Origin of the sequence: Pseudomonas sp. O39 (assembly GCF_045447295.1) — a bacterium.
Classification (GTDB): Bacteria; Pseudomonadota; Gammaproteobacteria; order Pseudomonadales; family Pseudomonadaceae; genus Aquipseudomonas; species Aquipseudomonas antarctica_A.
The window spans coordinates 19,321-39,193 of sequence record NZ_JBJGXV010000011.1; the positions used below are offsets into that span (position 1 = coordinate 19,321).

The 19,873-nt window shown below is 51.8% G+C and carries 12 protein-coding genes and 1 pseudogene; 10 read left to right on the top strand and 3 right to left on the bottom strand.

What is annotated here, in order from left to right:
• Positions 1-112: 112 nt before the first annotated feature.
• On the top strand, positions 113-1,675 hold the full coding sequence (locus ACI77D_RS15975; RefSeq protein ID WP_407017070.1) for a methyl-accepting chemotaxis protein: 1,563 nt from the start codon (positions 113-115) through the stop codon (positions 1,673-1,675).
• A gap of 64 nt (positions 1,676-1,739) precedes the next feature.
• Complete coding sequence (locus tag ACI77D_RS15980) at positions 1,740-2,672, top strand: DMT family transporter (RefSeq protein ID WP_407017010.1); 933 nt, start codon at positions 1,740-1,742, stop codon at positions 2,670-2,672.
• 246 nt (positions 2,673-2,918) lie between these two features.
• On the opposite strand, the gene ACI77D_RS15985 is transcribed toward ACI77D_RS15980, so the two are convergent.
• A complete protein-coding gene (locus ACI77D_RS15985; protein WP_407017011.1) occupies positions 2,919-3,377 on the bottom strand; it encodes a hypothetical protein in 459 nt (152 codons plus the stop codon).
• 1,236 nt (positions 3,378-4,613) lie between these two features.
• Here ACI77D_RS15985 and ACI77D_RS15990 point away from each other — a divergent pair.
• From ACI77D_RS15990 to ACI77D_RS16025, 8 genes and pseudogenes are all read left to right on the top strand, one after another.
• Positions 4,614-5,447 (top strand): ABC transporter permease, encoded by an 834-nt coding sequence (locus tag ACI77D_RS15990; protein WP_407017012.1) that lies wholly within the window; start codon positions 4,614-4,616, stop codon positions 5,445-5,447.
• Entirely contained in the window at positions 5,437-6,756 is a 1,320-nt protein-coding gene (locus ACI77D_RS15995; RefSeq protein ID WP_407017013.1) for an ABC transporter ATP-binding protein, read from the top strand. The genes ACI77D_RS15990 and ACI77D_RS15995 overlap by 11 nt, the downstream gene beginning before the upstream one ends.
• Before the next feature lie 4 nt (positions 6,757-6,760).
• A complete protein-coding gene (locus ACI77D_RS16000) occupies positions 6,761-11,452 on the top strand; it encodes a glycosyltransferase (protein WP_407017014.1) in 4,692 nt (1,563 codons plus the stop codon).
• The gene (locus ACI77D_RS16005) at positions 11,449-12,780 is read left to right on the top strand and encodes a glycosyltransferase family 4 protein (RefSeq protein ID WP_407017015.1); all 1,332 of its coding nucleotides are present in this window, start codon (positions 11,449-11,451) and stop codon (positions 12,778-12,780) included. The genes ACI77D_RS16000 and ACI77D_RS16005 overlap by 4 nt, the downstream gene beginning before the upstream one ends.
• 60 nt (positions 12,781-12,840) lie before the next feature.
• Entirely contained in the window at positions 12,841-14,346 is a 1,506-nt protein-coding gene (locus ACI77D_RS16010) for a glycosyltransferase (protein ID WP_407017016.1), read from the top strand.
• Complete coding sequence (locus ACI77D_RS16015) at positions 14,343-15,290, top strand: NAD-dependent epimerase/dehydratase family protein (protein WP_407017017.1); 948 nt, start codon at positions 14,343-14,345, stop codon at positions 15,288-15,290. Before ACI77D_RS16010 ends, ACI77D_RS16015 begins: the two co-directional genes overlap by 4 nt.
• A 238-nt stretch (positions 15,291-15,528) precedes the next feature.
• Positions 15,529-15,825, top strand: a pseudogene (locus ACI77D_RS16020) (acyltransferase family protein); the annotation flags it as partial.
• Positions 15,826-16,038: 213 nt separating this feature from the next.
• Positions 16,039-17,201 (top strand): IS3 family transposase gene (locus tag ACI77D_RS16025; RefSeq protein WP_407017018.1). Its coding sequence is split into 2 segments (ribosomal slippage): positions 16,039-16,294 and positions 16,294-17,201, totalling 1,164 coding nucleotides; the frame shifts between segments, so codons are not numbered across the junction.
• A gap of 1,240 nt (positions 17,202-18,441) precedes the next feature.
• On the opposite strand, the gene rfbC is transcribed toward ACI77D_RS16025, so the two are convergent.
• A complete protein-coding gene (gene rfbC / locus ACI77D_RS16030; RefSeq protein WP_407017019.1) occupies positions 18,442-18,987 on the bottom strand; it encodes a dTDP-4-dehydrorhamnose 3,5-epimerase in 546 nt (181 codons plus the stop codon).
• Positions 18,987-19,871, bottom strand: coding sequence for a glucose-1-phosphate thymidylyltransferase RfbA (gene rfbA, locus ACI77D_RS16035; RefSeq protein WP_407017020.1), 885 nt, complete (start codon positions 19,869-19,871; stop codon positions 18,987-18,989). Before rfbA ends, rfbC begins: the two co-directional genes overlap by 1 nt.
• Positions 19,872-19,873: the final 2 nt, after the last annotated feature.

Here is a 19,873-nt window from a genome sequence, read left to right on the forward strand (position 1 = left end):
TCAGAAGACCGATCCGGGAACAGATTCTAATCGCCTAAGGAGCACCAAGATGTCATTGAGGAATATGCGAATCGGTCTGCGCGCCAGTCTGAGTTTCGGGGTTTTGGCCAGCATGCTGGTGATTGTCGGTCTGTTTGGCCTGGGCCAGATGGCCAAGCTGCGTGAAAGCGCGCTGATCATCGAAGAGTCGTGGATGCCGAGCATCGAGAATATCCACGACGCTGCTGCCTGCATTGCCAGCATCCGCCTGGAATCCATGCGCATGGCGACTACCGACGAGTCCCGGATCCGCGACAACAGCAAAAGCCTGATCGCCAGCCAACGCAACGAACTCAAAACCCTGCTTGAACACCACGAAAGCCTGCTCAGCGGTGATGAAGAACGGGCGATGCTCAAGCAGCTCAACGTTAACGTGAACACCTACAACAGCATCGTCAGCCAGATGGTTGAACAGGTCGACAAGGACCAGCAGCAAGACGCCATTGACCTGCTCACCACCCGCCTCGGTCCCCAGGGCACCGTCCTCAATAAAAGCCTGGAGGACATGATCACTTTCAACCAGAAAGGCGTGGAAGCCGCGGCCGACTCGGCAGCGCAGATGTACGCCAGCGCGCAATGGGTGGTTGGCCTGATCATCGTGTGCGCATTGATTGCGACCTTATTACTGGCCTGGCTACTGACCCGCAGCATCACGGCACCGCTCGGCCAGGCGCTGGCTGTGGCGCGCACCATTGCCGGTGGCGACCTGAGCCGGCCGATTGTAGTGAAGGGCAGCGACGAGCCGGCGCAATTGCTGACGGCCCTGGCCACCATGCAGGACCAGCTTAAAACCACCCTTCGCGGTATCAGCGAGTCGGCGCAGCAACTGGCCTCTGCCGCCGAAGAGATGAGCTCGGTGATGGAACAGAGCACCCGTGGCCTGCAAGCGCAGAACGATGAAATCGAACAGGCCGCGACCGCCGTCAACGAGATGAGCGCAGCCGTGGATGAAGTGGCGAACAATGCGGTGTCCAGCGCCGAGGCGTCCAAGGCGTCCGACGAAGACAGCAAGCACGGCCACTACCAGATCAGCGAAACCATCAGCGCGATCCAGAACCTGGTCGACGAAGTGCTCGGTGCATCGAACAAGGCCGAGGGCCTCGCGGTCCAGGCCCAGGACATCAGCAAAGTGCTGGAAGTGATTCGCGGCATCGCCGGGCAAACCAACCTGCTGGCGCTCAACGCCGCCATCGAAGCTGCCCGCGCAGGCGAGGCCGGGCGTGGTTTTGCGGTGGTCGCCGACGAGGTGCGCTCCCTGGCGCAGCGCACACAGGATTCCACCGAAGAAATCGAGCAGATGATCAACGGCATCCAGCAAGGCACCCAGGGCACCGTCGACGCGCTCAACAGCAGCGCTGAACACGCCGGCCAGACCCTGCAACGGGCCAATAGCGCCGGCAGCGCCCTGGAAAAAATCACCGCCGCCATTTCGCAGATCAGCGAACGCAACCTGGTCATTGCCAGCGCCGCCGAACAACAAGCGCTGGTCGCCCGTGACGTCGACCGCAGCCTGGTGAACATTCGCGACCTGTCCACCCAGACCGCCGCCGGTGCCACCCAGACCTCGGCGGCCAGCCAGGAGCTGTCACGCCTGGCAGTGGACCTCAATGGCCTGGTCACGCGGTTTGCCCTGTAATTAGCGATTGTGTCAGGCATGCCTCTAGGCAACACTCGCCGCCTTATTGATGTAGGAGTGTTCCGTGAGACCTGTCGACACCCTGTACCTGTTGGGGCTGGCTGCCATTTGGGGCGCGAGCTTCCTGTTCATGCGCATCATCGCGCCGGAAATCGGCACGGTGCCGACGGCGTTTTTTCGCGTCTCGATTGCAGCGGCGGGCTTGCTGGTGATCCTCACGTTGATGCGCGTGAACTGGGACTTCCAGGGCAAATTCAAGACCGTCCTGCTGCTGGGCGTGATCAACTCCGGGATTCCCGCGACCATGTACTCGGTGGCGGCCCAAGTGTTACCGGCGGGTTATTCGGCGATCTTCAATGCCACCACGCCGTTGATGGGTGTGTTGATTGGCGGGCTGTTCTTCAGTGAACGCCTGACGCCGTCGAAAATCGCCGGGGTCAGCCTGGGCTTGTTTGGCGTAGGCGTGCTGACGCGCGCGGGGCCGGTGGCGTTTGATCTGGAATTATTGATGGGCGCATTAGCCTGCCTGTTGGCCACCACCTGCTATGGCTTTGCCGGCTTCCTCGCACGGCGCTGGCTCGATCAACGTGGCGGCCTGGACAGCCGACTCGCGGCGCTGGGCAGCATGCTGGGCGCTAGCCTGTTTTTGCTGCCGTTCTTTGCCTACAGCGCCATCACCCACCCTCCAGCAAGTTGGGGCGGCTGGCAGGTGTGGGCGTCACTGCTGGGGTTGGGACTGGTTTGCACGGCGTTTGCCTACATCCTGTACTTCCACTTGCTGTCATCCATTGGGCCGGTCAAGTCGATGACCGTGACGTTTATGATTCCGCCGTTTGGCGTGTTGTGGGGCGCGTTGCTACTCGATGAGCCGTTGTCGATGGCCCATCTATATGGCGGCCTGCTGATTGCGGGGGCGTTGTGGTTGGTGTTGTGGGTGGGGAAGCTGGACAACGCAAGGAAGAAAAAAGCTAGCCTCCACAGGCTTGATCGCAGCTGATCTATAAAAGTTCGGGCGAATCAATACAGCGATTGCCGCCTGCTTTGGACCTGAAACATCTACCCGATGAATCAAGGCGGCGGTAATGAATCGCTACCCGCGAACAGTTCCGAGGCGGATCAGTATCCGCCTCATCACTTCTAATCGCGGCCTAAGCAGCAAAGAAACTGGGACCAGTGCTTCAAAATAGACGAATTTGCAGCTCCTGTAGAGTGCTCAGGCCTGGTATACCGAGCAAGCCCTATCTCAGTTCGTTGGGAAGATAGCGCGATGACCATCCCAGTCCGAACGGCCTTCCTTCACTACCAATTGAACGCCTGGCGTACTGTAGGCGACAACGCCCAGCGATTTGGAGTGCTCGAAACCACTCAGGGAGAGCGGAATGGAACAAGTCAATACGTCGGTTCCCGTACAAAATTTAGCTAACTCAAAATCACCCACATTTTCCGCGATAGTTTGCTTGTCATCATTCAAGTGAACCGCAAACGACAGACCGCTTTCCTTGCCGCGTGCCACCTTCATCACAGCAACTTTATGCTTATCCAACGAATCGGTTGAGTCGAAACGCAGATCCGAGATGGTCGTACCATCGGCGAATACAGTTGTTTTGGACCCCACTGGGCTTTGCGTAGCGGTCGACGTGTAAATGATGCCAGCTACGATTGCAGCAACCGCTACCGCAGGAATAATCCAAAATTTGCTCATGCTACGTTCCTTTTCAATTCAGTTGGATACAACAATTCAGTGGACACAAACACACGTTATAGAGGAGGCACGCTGCGACTATCCCAGGGGGCATTACAACAACCCCACGCCGAGGAAAGGCAGTGTCATAGCAACAAATTCGGCTCTTACATAAAAAGATTTGACCGAATTGGCTGCCATTGCTTGATGACTTTACGACCTTCCATACGGACAACTGACGCGGCTATTACCATCTATCAACAGCCTAACCCGAAGCATGAACACCGAAGTCACTACCGGCTACTTCAAGGACAGAGGTCCTATGAATTCGAAAGCACCATTTGCAAAGCCTTCTCTACACTCTATAGGCCGGCATTTTGACGGGCAGGTATCATAACTTTGTACAGCCAGCTTTGGTAGGGCAAGTGAGCAACGAAAACGCCTGCGCGCTCACCCCAAAGGCTACCCACTCTCGTTTGCATCTCCTTGCCCACCCTTCGTTGAAGTAAATTCCCACCGCCACGTTGATCTCGAGACCTGAGAAGCTTTATTACCGGCCTTTGACACACAACCGCCTGAATTTATCCGTCGCCAGGCTAGCCATCTGTCGGATCACTGCAGCATGTGGATCCAAGGAAGGTGCGGCCTTAAGACTGCCCGTGGACGAAATCGATCGGAGGGTGCAAAGCCTCATCTCCGCTGAGGTTTGCGTGTACCGAGATGCTTAGCGTTGCAAAAATTCAGGCACGAGCGCTTCCGCTTACTGACCCATGGACCAGACGAATGGCCACAAGAAATTATCGCTAGTCCCATAATGCCAATAAAGCTAAACTCTACGCTTTGAAGCTTTAGCCGACATCGGTACCGCTTTTTGACACGACCGAGCAACGTCTGAATGAGTCCGCCAAAGCAAAAAAATCTCGATGAACGCCATAACGTCAAGATCTGGAGAGGCAGCGTCAAAGGGCCCAATCAGACGCCTGCAGAGGTCATCGCCCCTCCCTTTGGCACTCGACAAAGGTCAATTTATGGGACGCACGCTCCTCTGCACCCGCTTTTCATTCTTAATTGCTGAATCCCTGCTCAAAGCCCAATTTTCCCGGATGAAGAGAAAGCATCTGCTATGAAAGCGCCGTCCATTCAAATACCCGATACCGTTTTTATTGAACAAGTAGTAGTGGACGATGGTCAATCCTATTCTATTAATGACCGTATTCAGCAATACGCTCTAAATTTACATCAGGTTAGAATCAACTAATGGAAATGCATACCGCTCAACCACTTTCCCCTTGGCAGATGCTGAAAAGTGGCTTTAGACATCGTCAATTGATATTCCAATTGACCCAACGAGAGATTTCCTCGCGCTATCGTGGCTCCGTCATGGGCGTGGCGTGGTCATTTATCAACCCGCTTCTGCTACTCACCATTTATACATTTGTATTTTCGACGGTCTTCAAGGCACGCTGGGGCGCTGGCTTGGGCTCTGAGTCAAAAGTCGACTTCGCGCTCGTGCTATTCGCCGGACTGATCATCCATGGCTTCTGTGCAGAATGCATCAACTCGGCACCCAAGCTGATCCTGAGCAACGTCAACTATGTCAAAAAAGTAGTATTCCCTATTGAAGTGCTTACTATGACCTCAGTACTGAATGCCTTGTTTCACTTTACAGTTAGCCTAAGCGTACTACTCGCCACTCAGCTTTTTTTCAACCACACAGTCCCGCTGACGGTGCTCTACTTCCCAATAATTATAATACCGCTGGTATTTATGATGATGGGCATCTCATGGCTACTGGCTGCACTCGGCACTTATATCAGAGACATCGGTCAAATTACCGGCATGGCAGTGACGGCGCTACTCTTTTTGTCGCCGGTTTTTTACCCTACATCGGCACTGCCTGAACAGTATCAAGGCTGGCTATATCTGAACCCACTGACAGCCATTATTGAAAACGGAAGAGCGACCTTGCTATTTGGACAACTACCAGACTGGCACAGCTTGGCAATAAGCTTCGGGATTGGAGTTATCACTTGCGCCTTGGGCTACGCCTTCTTTCAAAAAACTCGTGCAGGTTTCGCAGATGTACTCTAACGATGTTGCTATCAGTGTCAGCGGTCTGTCCAAGCGTTTCAATATGTATGAAAAAGCTCAAGATCGTCTGTTGCAAATGTTTCTCCCCTCGTTGAAGGCGCACAAAGAATTTTGGGCGCTTAACGATATTAACTTTGAAATCGCACGCGGCGAATCGGTCGGCATCATTGGCAAGAATGGTTCAGGCAAATCAACGCTGCTACAAATTATTTGCGGAACGTTAACCCCCACCTCTGGCACAGTAAATGTGAACGGAAGGATTGCCGCTTTGCTGGAACTCGGGTCTGGCTTCAATCCAGACTTCAGCGGTCGTGAAAACGTTTACCTCAATTGTGCTATTCACGGCTTGAACCGCCAACAAACCGATGAATTGATGGATGACATTCTTTCTTTCGCAGATATCGGTACGTTTATCGATCAGCCCGTAAAAACGTACTCCAGTGGCATGTTCGTTAGGCTGGCGTTTTCCGTACAGGCTAACCTGAAACCGGATATCCTGATCGTCGATGAAGCGCTTGCCGTCGGTGACGCCCTCTTTCAGAAACGTTGTTACGAACGCATCGAAATGCTGACCAGCAGTGGCACTACTCTGCTTTTTGTATCTCATGATGAGGAGTCGGTGCGCACACTCACCCAGCGCGCAATTTTCCTGTCCAATGGCAGAATTCAAAGCGCTGGGCCTTCGGCAGAAGTCATTCTGGATTACCGGAGAGACCTGCACGCCCAAGAAAGTGCCTACCTTGCGCACCTGACGAAAGTTGTTTCAAACAAGACTCAGGCAGCGCCCTCCGTCAAAGGCAAAGCCCCTGACAAGTTCTCATTCGGCAATTTCGACGCAGAAGTCATTTCGGTCAAAGTGCTTGACACGGACGGCGCAGAGAAACAAGTTTTCTACCCTACCGAGACCGCAGTACTGCGCGTAGAGTGCGTCAGTCACTCAGACCTTAGCAATCTCAACGTCGGTATTCGGCTGCGCAACAAAGAAGGCGTGAAAATTTACTCCTGGGGCACGTTGAATCAGGACATGGCTATTGATGCGAAACTCTGCGAGGGCGAGCACTTTTGGGGTAAAAGTTTCTCCGCGGGCGAAACATTCACCGTAGATTTCGAATTTGTCTGCAGCCTTGGTGTAAACCTTTATGAGGTGCAGGCGGCCATTTCCCACGAAGGTAAACCTTATTACGCAGAACAGCGCATCATTCACTGGCGCGATGAGGCTGCTTTTTTCTCGATTGCGACCAAGCCTCGTGAATACCATTTTGGCGGTGTAATGGACCTCCGCATGAAAGCCATTTCGATTAAGGGTTGAACAGATGACTTTGAATTCTGCTGATCTTATTGAATACAGCTCAACCTGCGCACCCATTTTCATGTCGTCCGATGAAATATCCAAAGTTGCCGAGCAGTTGCTTGGGAGTTGCGGTAACGGCCCGCTTTTGCATATAGGTCTTTCTGACCTACCCCTTATTCAGTATTTTTTGGCCAGTGGTATTCAAGTCATCAGCCTGGGAATGGATCCCGCCCGAACTGACTATTGTGCACACCGGCTAAACGGTCGCTTTCAACAGCTTGAGGGTGAGCAGTTTCCGTTCGCCAATAACCAGTTCAACACTGTTTTGGTCACCGAACTCCCTCAACCGGGTGTTCTGGAGACGCGCTTTATAGAAGAGATTATTCGCGTCTCCAATGCTAACGTGTTTTTGTATCTGGACCATCCAGAACCCTCGCAGGCTTCTGCGTTCCGCAAATACTGTGAAGCTCAGTTTTTTCAAGCCGGAATGCGTAAGCACGCGGCTTACTACAGAGTAAACGACTACCAGGCGCTTCAAGAGGAACAAGGCAAGGTCGCCATCCCGCTGGAGAAAATCCCCACCGAGGCCGCACTTAAGTACCCACTGACTGCGCTGGTCGAAGAGCGCGACTTGCACATGGATATGACCCGTGAGCCAGGTAGTCGCTCTGATGCTCATATCATTCGCTACGTTTTAGCCAGCCGCTATATACGTCCGGGCGATCGCGTGCTCGACGCTGCATGCGGGCTGGGTTACGGCTCCTACCTTTTACGCAAGTGCTCTGATGCCGCTAGCGTATTGGGTATTGACGGCAGCGAATACGCTATTGAATACGCCAAGCTAAACTTCGCATCGCAGTCGACCCACCTGAGTTTCAAAGAAGGGTGGCTTCCAGAAGCACTCTTTGATATCCCTGACAACTCGATCGACCTGGTCACGTCTTTTGAAACCTTGGAGCACGTACAGGATCCGAAAGCCTTGATGGCAGAGTTCCACAGGGTGCTTACGCCCGCGGGGCGCATCGTGTTGTCCGTTCCCAGGGACTGGTCCGATGAGACCGGAGAAGACCCCAACCCCTTTCACTTTCATGTCTACACATGGGAAAAAATCCTCCAGGAAACACAACAGCACTTTTTGGTGGAGGCTGCGTTCGGGCAAACAGCCGATCAATATAAGAAAAACAAACAATGGGCGGTGGGCACACGCCAACTTTTCCAAACCAGCGTCGACGCACTCGCCACAGACGACCCAGAATGCGAGTGGTGCTTGCTGGTCGGAATGAAAGCACCGAGTAAAGGCGCTGATGTGCCTTACACGGAAACAACCTATGACCAATATCCGGAGAACCCGGAATGGCACGTAACGCGATTCGAAGAATACGACAACCCTTGGCTGGTCAAAGGTATGGTCACGATCGGGCATCGCATCAGTAATGCCCAACTGCTCAGCGCCCTCAGCCAGCAGGTAGCACTGGAGGCCCCAGCGACCACACCAGACCAGGGCGCGGCGCTATGCGTGTCGGGTTATCAGCTATACGCCAGCGCTGAATGTGGCTGGCTTGATGTTGAGCTCTTTGAAGGGCAATGCCAGCCTTATCTGAACGCGACTGCTTCAACGCCTCAGCAACTAAGATGGCAGGTCTCCCTTTGCTATCTGCTTGCGCAGCTCTGGCAAAAATACGGTGAGAGCGAAAAAGCTATCTCTTATTACGTAGCCTGCACCGCCTTCAACTGTGCCGATTACAGCCCAACGCTCATCACCAAACAGATTCATGCATTCTTGAATCTCGGACTGATAGAGTCCGGCCGCTCTCACACTCAGGCCGCTATTGACTACTGGCAACAAGGCTTAATCGCAGCCGAAGTGGCATTGAAACTCGATTGGAAAGCCGCCTATGGATCGCTGGAAAACCCAAGCGACTTTGGCCTGTATGAACTAGGCGCTATCGTTGAGTATGCAACCTCCTGCGCGTATGCCTTGAGGTACGTAGAAAATGCCGAGCAGAAAACTCCACAATGGTGGCACCAACTACAACGCGACCGGATCTCGCAGCTGCGCCAGCTCGATAAAATGCGCGTTGAAATTGATCGACTGAATAAGCTCCTGATTAACAAAGACATTTTAATAGGTGAAGTGTCTGAAATGGCGAAGCGTGAAGTTAACGCGTTTTATAGCCACACCGTAGAAAAAGACCAGAAACTCAACCAATCTGGTCTGGAACTGCAAAGATTGAATTTATTGATCGAGGCTAAAAACGGCCTGCTGAATGAGATCGGTCAAAAACTCAACCACCTGGATCATGTTATTGTTGAAAAAGACCTGCGCCTGAATGAAGTTGGTCAGGAAATTGCTTCGCTAAGTTCAACCACCAGTCACAAGGAATCCAAGCTCAATGAGCTGGGCGTCGAGATCAATCGTCTGAACCTGCTGTTGACCGAAAAAGACGCTTACCTCAATGAGCTGGGCAGTGAGATTGCTCTTTTCAGTGAACAAAGTGAATTAAAAAGCACCCAGCTATACGAACTTGGCACTGAGGTGCACCGCCTACAATCGATGATTACAGAGAAAGACTCTCGTCTCAATGAACTGGGCAATGAAATTGCCAGCTTCAATGAACAGTATGAATTAAAAAACATCCAGCTAGGCGAACTCGGCACCGAGGTGCACCGCCTGCAACTGATGATTACAGAGAAAGACTCTCAGCTCAGTGAACTGGGCAACGAATTTGCCAGCTTCAGTGAACAGTATGAATTAAAAAACACCCAGCTAGGCGAACTCGGCACCGAGGTGCACCGCCTGCAACTGATGATTACAGAGAAAGACTTACACCTCAGTGAATTGGGTAGCGAAATCGTTGTTTTCAGTAAACAGAGTGAATTAAAAAGCACTCAGCTAGGCGAACTCGGCGCAGAGGTACACCGTCTGCAACTGATGATGACAGAGAAAGATTCGCGCCTCAGCGAGCTGGGCGAAGCCCTTTCCAACCTTAACGAACAGTATGAGCAAAAAGGCAATCACCTTGGCGAGCTGGCGCTTGAGCTAAACCGCTTGAATTTGGCGATTGTCGAAAAAGACTTGCTACTCAATGAGACCGGTCGGGAAATATCCCGGCTCAACGCTCATTGCGAGGATAAGGAACACCAATTGAGCGAACAAGGGCTGGAGGTTGAACAGCTTAACCTCATGCTCTTGGAAAAAGACTCATTGCTTGCCAACACCCACCAGGAAATTTTCGAGGCCAATTTGCAAATCCGCCAGAATGACTCTCAGCTAGATGAGCTGAGCACGGAAGTTAATCGTCTCAACGCGGCGATTAACGAAAAGGATAATGTCATCAACCTACTGAAGGAACAGCTGGAACGGTCCGCAGTGCAATTATCGGAAGAACAAAAAAATTGGTCTCATGCGATCGAGCAAGAAAAATCTCGCTTTAACCAATTGCGCCAAACTCGACTGCTGCGCTGGCGTGATGCGATCGCGGCACGCCCCGTATCACTACGAGGTATAGCCAAAATCATCTACCTGAGTGGTAGTCTGGTCATGCCGTCCGCACTGAGAAACCGACTGCGTGTTGCACTGCTCCCAGCGGTACGCCGGTTGCGTAATCAACAAGGGGGTACCGCCGTCAGTACGACTCCTGAGACCGGCTATCTGGTAAAACAGCCGAAGAAACTGGCCGCGGCCCGGCCGGTTGTGGTGCATGTCATTGCTAACTTTATGACCGGCGGCTCATCACGATTAGTAGTCGATATTTATGAATATCTGGGCGGAAAGTACGACCAGAGGATAGTCACCAGCTACGCCCCTCAACCAGCGGCATATGTTGGAATCCCCGTTGAAGAAGTTCGCTTCCCCGACGATGAAGCACCGTTCGTAAAACTTTTTAAAGACACTCAACCAGACTTTATCCACATGCACTATTGGGGTGACTGTGATGAGCCATGGTATGCGAAGGCGGTACAGGCGGCCGAGGTGATGGGCATCCCTGTCATTCAAAACATCAACACCCCGGTTGCACCCTACTATTCGGAAGCGATCAAACGCTACGTGTACGTCAGCGATTACGTAAGACGTGTATTCGGGAAAGATCAATCCAACCACCTCACGGTTTACCCCGGCTCTGACTTCGCCATGTTCCAGTCGCGTAATAGCCGCAAGCCCAAGGAAGACTGTATCGGTATGGTTTACCGCCTTGAGGGCGACAAACTCAACTCCGAATCCATTATGCCTTTCATTCTCGCCGCCCAGAAAAAGCCATCGATCAAAGTATTGATCGTGGGTGGAGGCAGCCTGATGGAGCCTTTTATGAAGGCTACCGAAGAGGCCGGTGTTGCGGAAAACTTTGAGTTCACCGGTTACGTGCCTTACGACACCCTGCCTGCCATTTACGACCGCATGAAGATTTTCGTCGCCCCCGTCTGGAAGGAAAGCTTCGGCCAGGTCAGCCCGTTCGCGATGAACATGCGTGTGCCGGTGGTGGGCTTCGATATCGGCGCTATTGGAGAAATCGTTGAAGACGATTCTCTGCTCGCACCGCCAGGCAACTCTGATGCGCTGTCCGATATCATTGTGTCGTTGCTTGAAGATGATCCTCGTCGCCTGAAAATCGCTGAACTTCACAGAAAACGAGCCCAGAATAATTTCTCTATTCAAGCAATGATTAAGGGTTATCAAAATATTTACAGCGACATCATGGTTGAAAAGAAAAAATGAAAATCGTCTTTTTTGTACATTGTTTCTTCCCCGACCATTTCTATGGGACGGAAACTTATACCTTGGAGCTGGCGAAAAACTATGCTGCCTGGGGCCATGACGTTACTGTCGTGAGCGCGATTTTTCAGGGCGAGCCCGCAACAGAAAATCTTCTCTCTCATTTTGAGTATGAGGGCATTAAGGTTATCTGCCTGGACAAGAACAAGGTTCCGCACAGCCGTATCAAAGAGACGTACTACCAGCCGGAAATGCGCGAAATTCTCAAGTCGCTGCTGTCTGAGCTGCAACCAGATGTCGTGCATGTCACACACTTGATCAATCATACTTCTGTGCTGCTCGAAGCGACAACGGCACTGGGTATTCCGACTTACGCCACATTCACCGACTTCTTTGGTTTTTGCCTCAACAATAAACTGGAAGCCGCAGATGGCGCGCTCTGCGCGGGCCCGTCCCGGAGCCGATCCAACTGTGTCGCCTGCTACATAAAAGAAGCTGCTCGCGGCAAGGTTGGGGGCTGGATGGGGTATGCCAAATCAGCCACGGCAGCAAAGGTCATTGCGACCTCAGCCACGTTCTTGCGCAAAATGCCAGGGCTCAAAAATGGTGAAATTGACGGCACTATTGAAGACATTGCACGCCGCCCCGACACACTGATTTCGCTTTATAACCAGGGCTACAAAGGGGCCGTCGCGCCTACGGCGTTTCTGAAAAAAGCCTACCTGGCCAACGAAGTAAAAGTGCCTATGCACGCACTCTGGTTCGGCATTGATATTGATCGTACGGCCAAGCCTACGCGTTCGTCCGATCATGTCCCGACCATAGGCTTTATCGGTCAGATCGCTCCCCACAAGGGCACGGACCTGTTGGTAGACGCCTTCCAACGGCTGCCGAAAAACTCTGCGCGCTTGAAGATATACGGTCCGGCGGATCAGGACCCAGCCTACATGGCTGACCTCAAAGCGAAAGCAGCGGGTGGCGACATCGAATTCCTAGGCACCTTTGACAAAGGTGACATGGTCGATATCCTGAAGGATCTTGACCTGCTCGTCGTGCCGTCAAAATGGTACGAAAACAGCCCGCTGGTATTGCTCAATGCATTGGCAACGCACACCCCTGTGCTCGTTTCCGATGTACAGGGCATGACCGAGTTCCTCGAACCAGGCGTTAACGGGTTAGCGTTTGCCAGAGGAAGTGCCGACGACTTGTATAAAAAGCTGTCCAGCCTGGTGTTGGCGCCGGCCACACTCTATGGCATGTCCACTACCACAAATTATGACCGGACCCCGGAAACGATGGCCAAGGAAACCTTTGCCATGTATGGCGTCTGATTATTGAACCGACGACTGCCATCAACACCGCCCAAGGTTTGATGGCAGGCCGTTGCCAAAATGAAGTACGTTATCACGCAGCATGCTTTTCCTTCCGTCGACCCCGTATTCAAGGCGAGGGCCGTAAATGGCGATTTCCTCCGAGGCCATATGAGCAGCTTATCCTTGCCCTCCAGCGCCCCACGCATTCTGCTTTGCGTCCATCAATTTTTTCCGACGTTCAGTGCTGGCACCGAAGTGCTCACTCTATCTACCGCTAAAGCGCTGCGTAGCCTTGGCTATGACGTGCGTGTGGTGACGGGCGCCCTGACGCAAGCTCAGCTCTATTCCAGCGATAGCTACGAGTTTCAAGGTTTTACCGTCCATCGTATTTGGACGCCCTATCGACAGGGGCAATTCACAGCCGAGACGGTCGTGGATGAGTATGACAATCAAAATATCGTGCCCGAGTTTGAGGCGGTACTTGAGTCATTTGAACCAGACCTAGTACATTTTTTTCATTTTAAAAACCTCACGTTATCGTGCTTGCAATCCTGCCTTAAGCGAAATATACCCACTGTATTTACGCCTACCGATTATTGGCTGACGTGCAGGACCTGTCAGTTGCTGAAACCTTGGGGAACTCCGGAGTGCAATGGTCCGGCCAGCCACGCGGAAAATTGCCTGAAGCATCTTCTGATGAATACCAATAAGAGAGTGTTGGTGGACTCGGTAAAAATAGTACCCGCAAAGATGATTGCTTTGCTCTTCCAGATCCTCTCATATCTCCCGTTTTCAAGGCTGGCTCGATATCGAAGAATGTATATCGATCTAAAAAGTCGAAAGTCAATTATTACTGGCTATTTATCAAAAACAGACTTGATCCTGCCGCCGACGCGGTCAATTAAATCCTTACTTGAAGCCAATCAAATTTCCGGAAGAAAAATACAGCCGCTTAAGTACGCGGTCGAACCTCCTGTCATTACGCAGGAACTGATACTCAGGGAGCACTCGAAGTCAGGCAGCTACACCATTGGCTTTATAGGCACGCTAATAACCCATAAAGGTTGCCATGTGTTGCTGGACGCCATCAAGATGATCGACAACAAAAATATCGACATCCGAATCTACGGCGATACCGAACATTATCCAGACTATGTAGCTTCACTACGGGCACAGTGCGCAGAAGACGAGCGGGTTCATTTCGTCGGCACCTTCGCTCCCGATTTGATCGGTGACGTCATGGCCGATCTCGACGCTCTTGTCATCCCATCAATTTGGAGAGAAAACGCACCCTTGGTGCTCCTGAATGCCTTAGCAAGTGGCCTTCCTGTGATCGCCAGTGACGTCACCGGCATCACGGAGTACCTCAATAGCGAAGACGCCGTTGAATTGTTTCCAGCAGGTAACAGTCATGCACTCGCTCAGGTGCTGAAAAACCATCTCAACGCATTCAAGTCTGGAACCACTGGCCTACATCGAACGCCAAGAGTTGCAGGCTCTACCTTAAAAATATACGCCAAGGCTCTGGACAAAGCGTATATAGGGCTGATTAAAAGGCCTCATGAAAAAACGGAGATTTTATGAAATATGTAATTTTTGGTGGCGGCGGTTTTATTGGTTCCACAATCGCGGATCAACTGCTGAAAGAAGGGCACAGCCTGCGTATTTTTGAGCGCCCCCGTGTGGAGCCTTACCGCAAATTTAAGGACGACGAATCGGTTGAGTGGATCACCGGTGACTTCCAGAGCAAGCACAATCTTCACAGTGCCATGGAGGGCACCGACGGGATACTTCATCTGGTATCCACCACCCTGCCCAAGTCTTCCAACGAAGATACCATTTACGACATTCAAACCAATGTCGTCAGCACCTTGAATATGCTCGACTCCATGGTTGAGCTTAACATCAAGAAAATTGTGTTTATCTCGTCGGGCGGAACTGTTTACGGTCGTCCACATCAGATGCCGATTCCTGAGACCCACCCCACTGAACCGGAAGTGTCTTACGGTATCAGCAAGCTGACTATCGAAAAATATTTATATCTCTATAGCCAACTTCACGGCATCGAGCCTATTACCTTGCGGGTTGCCAATCCATATGGAGAGCGTCAGCGTATCGAGACCGCCCAAGGCGCAGTAGCTGCCTTTATCAATCGTGCGGTAGCCAACAATCCCATCGAGATATGGGGTGACGGCAGCGTGACCCGTGATTATATTTATATCAAAGATCTCGCCGACGCTTTCGTCAAAGCACTGCGTTATACCGGTAAACAACAAGTTTTCAATTTGGGTTCCGGCACCGGCACTTCGTTGAATGAGCTTATTAATGTTATTGAGAAAATCGTCAACAAACCGATTGAGCGCACGTACAAACCCGGTCGCCCCTTCGACGTACCCATGAACGTGTTGGACTGCAGCCTAGCCGAACAGGAATTGGGCTGGTCTACTCAACACAATCTGACAGGTGGCCTTACCAGAACTATTGCGTGGTACTTAGAGCAAATGGAAAATAAACCTAAAACTGGCTGAAAAATGCGCCCTCTCCTGAGTCAGTCTAACTCTCGCGAGAAATACGCGGCATCAGCGATAGGTCAGGAGTGGGCGGGTTGATGGTATACAATTTGCAGCCGCCTACATGCGTATCCTTAAAAGGATGGCTACTTAGAACGTAAAGCGGGCGGTGCGCCAGCACCAAGTTATTTTCGTCATTTTTATTGATAGGCCATGTGATGGAACACAATGAAAAAAGCTTGACGCCTTAACATCCTTACGATTTTTCGCGGCGGCGATGATCGTATTGGGTCATAGCCATCCGCTATTCGGCTCCTTTGGCATAGCCAATAATTTCTCCCTTTCTCAGGGCGTCTCGTTTTTTTTCACGTTGAGTAGCTTCATCTTAGCCTACAACTACGAGAGCCTGCCGGATTGGGATTCGGCAAAGCGGTTCATAGTCTCGAGGTTTACTCGTATTTGGCCTCTGCATATTGCAGCCCTGCTGTTATGGATGCTGCTTATAACGCCTAGAATTTCCATGGAGTTTTCTGCCCCGGGGGGCAATGCTTAAACTGTTGGCCAACGTGACATTGTTATAGTCTTGGACCTTTACCGCGCCTTACGTGCTCTTATTTAACGGCGTGGCCAGGAGCATTTCCACCAAAGCATTCTTCTATGTGATTTTTGTCTTTGTCGCCCTGAGCCCGAGAAAGCGGCTACTGTAGTGGTCTAATGAAACCGGACACCCATTTAGGCGAGAATGCTCGCCAGATCGAGGTGTCAGATGACCAAACAACGCCGTTCCTTTGCTCCTGAATTCAAGCGCGAGGCTGCTGATCTCGTGCTCAAACAAAACTACAGCTACATCGAAGCCAGCCGTTCACTCGGCATTGGCGAGTCGGCATTGCGCCGCTGGGTTGACCAGATTCAGAAAGAACATAAAGGCATCACCCCGCAGAGCAAGGCGCTGACGCCGGAACAGCAAAAGATTCAGGAACTGGAGGCCCGAATCGCTCGGCTTGAGCGAGAGAAATCCATACTAAAAAAGGCTACCGCGCTCTTGATGTCGGAAGATCACGAGCGTTCGCGCTGATTGACCAGTTGAGCGCCCATGAGCCGGTTGATTGGCTGTGCAAGGTGTTTGACGTCACTCGCTCGTGTTACTACGCCCAGCGCCTGCGGCGCCGCACGCCCGACGTTGAACGGCTTCGATTGCGTAGTCACGTCAGTGAGCTGCTCTCGCAAAGTCGTAGCTCTGCGGGCAGTCGCAGCATCCTGTCGCTGATGCGTGAAGACGGTGAGCAACTCGGTCGATTCAAAGTGCGTAGCTTGATGCGCGAGCTTGATTTAGTCAGCAAACAACCCGGCTCCCATGCCTACAAACGAGCAACAGTAGAAAGACTCGATATCCCGAACACATTGAACCGCGAGTTCGATGTGCCAGCGCCCAATCAAGTCTGGTGCGGCGATATCACCTACATTTGGGCGCAAGGAAAGTGGCATTACCTGGCTGTCGTCCTGGATCTTTGCACGCGTCGGATCGTGGGTTGGGCGCCGTCGGAAAAGCCAGACGCTGAGCTTGTGATCAAAGCGTTGGATATGGCCTACGAGCAGCGTGGCAGGCCTTCGGATCTGCTATTCCACTCGGACCAAGGATCGCAATATGCAAGCCGACTCTTTCGCCAGCGGTTGTGGCGTTATCGCATGCGTCAGAGCATGAGTCGTCGAGGAAATTGCTGGGACAACGCGCCGATGGAGCGCGTGTTCCGCAGCTTGAAAACTGAATGGATACCGACCGTGGGCTACAGAACTGCTCAAGAAGCCCAGCGCGATATCAGCCATTTCTTGATGCATCAGTACAACTGGATTCGACCCCATCAATTCAACGGTGGGCTGGCGCCAGCTCGGGCCGAAGAAAAACTTAACGTCGTGTCCGGGATTAGTTGACCACTACATCTAGCCGAAGCCCTGTGGCGAGGCTGTTATCAACCCGACCGCAAGTGTTTTTGGGTGAGATCAGCTTTGCACTCTATCTCGTACACATGATCTTCTTTAACTTGGCAAGCTTGAACGCCCCCTTATTCAAGGGGTTAACCTGGGGATGCCCATCTTCTGGCTTATCTGCATTACAAGCGCCGCCGCCTTACACTTGACTGTGAAGACCCGTGCAGACGTCTGATCGTCAACTGGTGGGACAAAAAGCCACGCATTGCTATCAAGAAACTTTATCGTGCCCCGCAGTGGCCAATCCTGATTGTTCTCGTTGTAGGGTCTACCGTGGCCTCTAATTACCAACCAAGCACAGTCGTCGGCATTAGTCGCCCACAAAACCCCATTGAGAGCGCAGGGAGCGTAATTCCCACTAACCGTTTCGCAAACGGTATTAGCTTGACCGACATCACCTCGTCCGCGCCTAAAGACGGCTTGATCACTCTCAACTTTACTTTACGACCCGCGACGATATCTCTCTCAATCGTCACTTGGGTATCCACCTTAACGATGAAAGGGGAAATATTATCGCCGTGGTAGGGGATATCGTGATTGATAGATCCAGCACATCACACGCGAAGGGGTTTTCGTGGATGAACAAGATAACTGTTAGGGAGGCTAATCTGAAAAACACAGTTCCAATTGGCATTGCCAACTTTCAAGATGTAAACACATTGAATGAGATCGTCGAAAGACCATCGGTTTGGGGTGGAAAAAGGCTAGTGATATCAACAGCGTGTCTTCGGCAATAACCAGTCCGCACACCTCGCTTTGCTTTTTACTTCCGCGCGATCGCTGACCAGACCTCCGCCAAGGAAGAGGGTATACTTAAACTCAAGTACACTCCCCTTCTAAGCGTTACAAGAGCATTTCACCGCATGCGTCCTAACATCCTGCCCTACGTAACAAAGCAGACTATCAAATAAGCTGCAATCCTGCACAACAACATGAATAATGTTGTGTAAGGTTTTTTTGGCCTATTTAGTAGCCATCGCGTCCGCTTAAATACAACAAGACAGCATATCATTGAACTGTAAGGATTGAGAACGAAAGGCGTGTTGAATGTTTGCTTATTGCAAATCGACCTGCGGCGCCGGATCGGAAAGAAGAGTGGCTAAAACCTAATCTTTCATTCTGAAACAGAATGAAATCACCTTAAATTACGCCCACTCGCCTCTCCTTTGACAATTGCCTATCCTTATTCAAACACCTCAGCATCTGCGATGAACTTGGCACTTGCATCCTTTGCAGCCAATATAACATCCCCCTCAAATGGCCAATCAATAGCCAGCGAGGGATCATTCCAACGAATACTACGCTCATATTCAGGAGCGTAGTAATCCGTGGTTTTATAGAGAAACTCCGCCGTCTCAGAGAGCACAACAAAGCCATGCGCGAAGCCTTCCGGCACCCATAGCTGGTGTTTGTTCTCGGCAGACAAATAGGTACCTACCCATTTGCCGAAAGTCGCGGAGCTACGACGAATATCCACAGCCACATCAAATACTTCACCTTGAACCACACGCACCAACTTCCCTTGAGCCTGTTGGATTTGGTAATGCAGCCCGCGTAACACACCCTTTGCCGATCGCGAATGGTTGTCCTGAACAAATTGCACAGTACGACCGATAGCACTTTCAAACTGTTGGTGGTTGAAGCTTTCGAAGAAAAACCCCCGATCGTCGCCGAATACCTTGGGTTCGAATAGCACTACTTCAGCAATAGCTAACGGCGTTGCTTTCATTAGTAAATGGTCTCGCTCAACAGCCGCTTGAGGTATTGCCCGTAACCGTTTTTGGCCAGTGGTGCCGCCAGACGCTCCAGTTGCTCAGCATCGATCCACTTCTGACGGAACGCAATTTCTTCAGGGCAGGCAACTTTAAGACCCTGTCGATGCTCCAGAGTGGCGATAAAGTGACTTGCTTCAAGAAGAGACTCGTGAGTACCGGTATCCAGCCAAGCATAACCCCGCCCCATGATCTCGACAGAAAGACTGCCTCGCTCCATGTAAACGCGATTGAGGTCTGTGATCTCCAGCTCGCCACGAGGCGAAGGTATGATACTTTTGGCAATATCAACTACCTGCTGATCATAGAAATACAGCCCAGTGACCGCATAGTTCGATTTCGGCTTGAGCGGTTTCTCTTCCAGGCTCATTGCCTTGCCCTGCTTATCGAACTCCACCACGCCATAGCGCTCCGGATCGTTCACGTGATAAGCAAAGACGCTCGCGCCTTCCTCGCGGACCATTGCACTTTTGAGCAACTGATCAAAATGATGACCGTGATAAATATTGTCACCCAGCACTAGGGCAGACAAATGATTACCGATGAAATCTTCGCCAATGATGAACGCCTGCGCCAAGCCATCCGGTGAAGCCTGCACGGCATACGAAATGTTCAAGCCCCACTTGCTGCCATCACCTAAAAGCTGCTCAAAGCGCGGGGTGTCCTGCGGCGTGGAAATGATCAGGATGTCGCGAATACCCGCCAGCATCAGCGTGGTCAGCGGGTAGTAGATCATTGGCTTGTCGTAAACCGGCAGCAATTGCTTGGAGATTGCCAAGGTTGCAGGGTGCAGGCGTGTGCCCGAACCACCGGCCAAAATGATTCCTTTACGTTTAAGCATGG

What these genes read in the sequence shown, in the direction of transcription:
- ACI77D_RS16005 (WP_407017015.1), top strand. Translation starts at nt 11,449, where the DNA reads ATGAAAATCGTCTTTTTTGTACATTGTTTCTTCCCCGACCATTTCTAT.
- ACI77D_RS16010 (WP_407017016.1), top strand. Translation starts at nt 12,841, where the DNA reads ATGAAGTACGTTATCACGCAGCATGCTTTTCCTTCCGTCGACCCCGTA.
- rfbC (WP_407017019.1), bottom strand. Translation starts at nt 18,987, where the DNA reads ATGAAAGCAACGCCGTTAGCTATTGCTGAAGTAGTGCTATTCGAACCC.
- ACI77D_RS15975 (WP_407017070.1), top strand. Translation starts at nt 113, where the DNA reads ATGCTGGTGATTGTCGGTCTGTTTGGCCTGGGCCAGATGGCCAAGCTG.
- ACI77D_RS15990 (WP_407017012.1), top strand. Translation starts at nt 4,614, where the DNA reads ATGGAAATGCATACCGCTCAACCACTTTCCCCTTGGCAGATGCTGAAA.
- ACI77D_RS16000 (WP_407017014.1), top strand. Translation starts at nt 6,761, where the DNA reads ATGACTTTGAATTCTGCTGATCTTATTGAATACAGCTCAACCTGCGCA.
- ACI77D_RS15995 (WP_407017013.1), top strand. Translation starts at nt 5,437, where the DNA reads ATGTACTCTAACGATGTTGCTATCAGTGTCAGCGGTCTGTCCAAGCGT.
- rfbA (WP_407017020.1), bottom strand. Translation starts at nt 19,871, where the DNA reads ATGCTTAAACGTAAAGGAATCATTTTGGCCGGTGGTTCGGGCACACGC.
- ACI77D_RS16015 (WP_407017017.1), top strand. Translation starts at nt 14,343, where the DNA reads ATGAAATATGTAATTTTTGGTGGCGGCGGTTTTATTGGTTCCACAATC.
- ACI77D_RS15985 (WP_407017011.1), bottom strand. Translation starts at nt 3,377, where the DNA reads ATGAGCAAATTTTGGATTATTCCTGCGGTAGCGGTTGCTGCAATCGTA.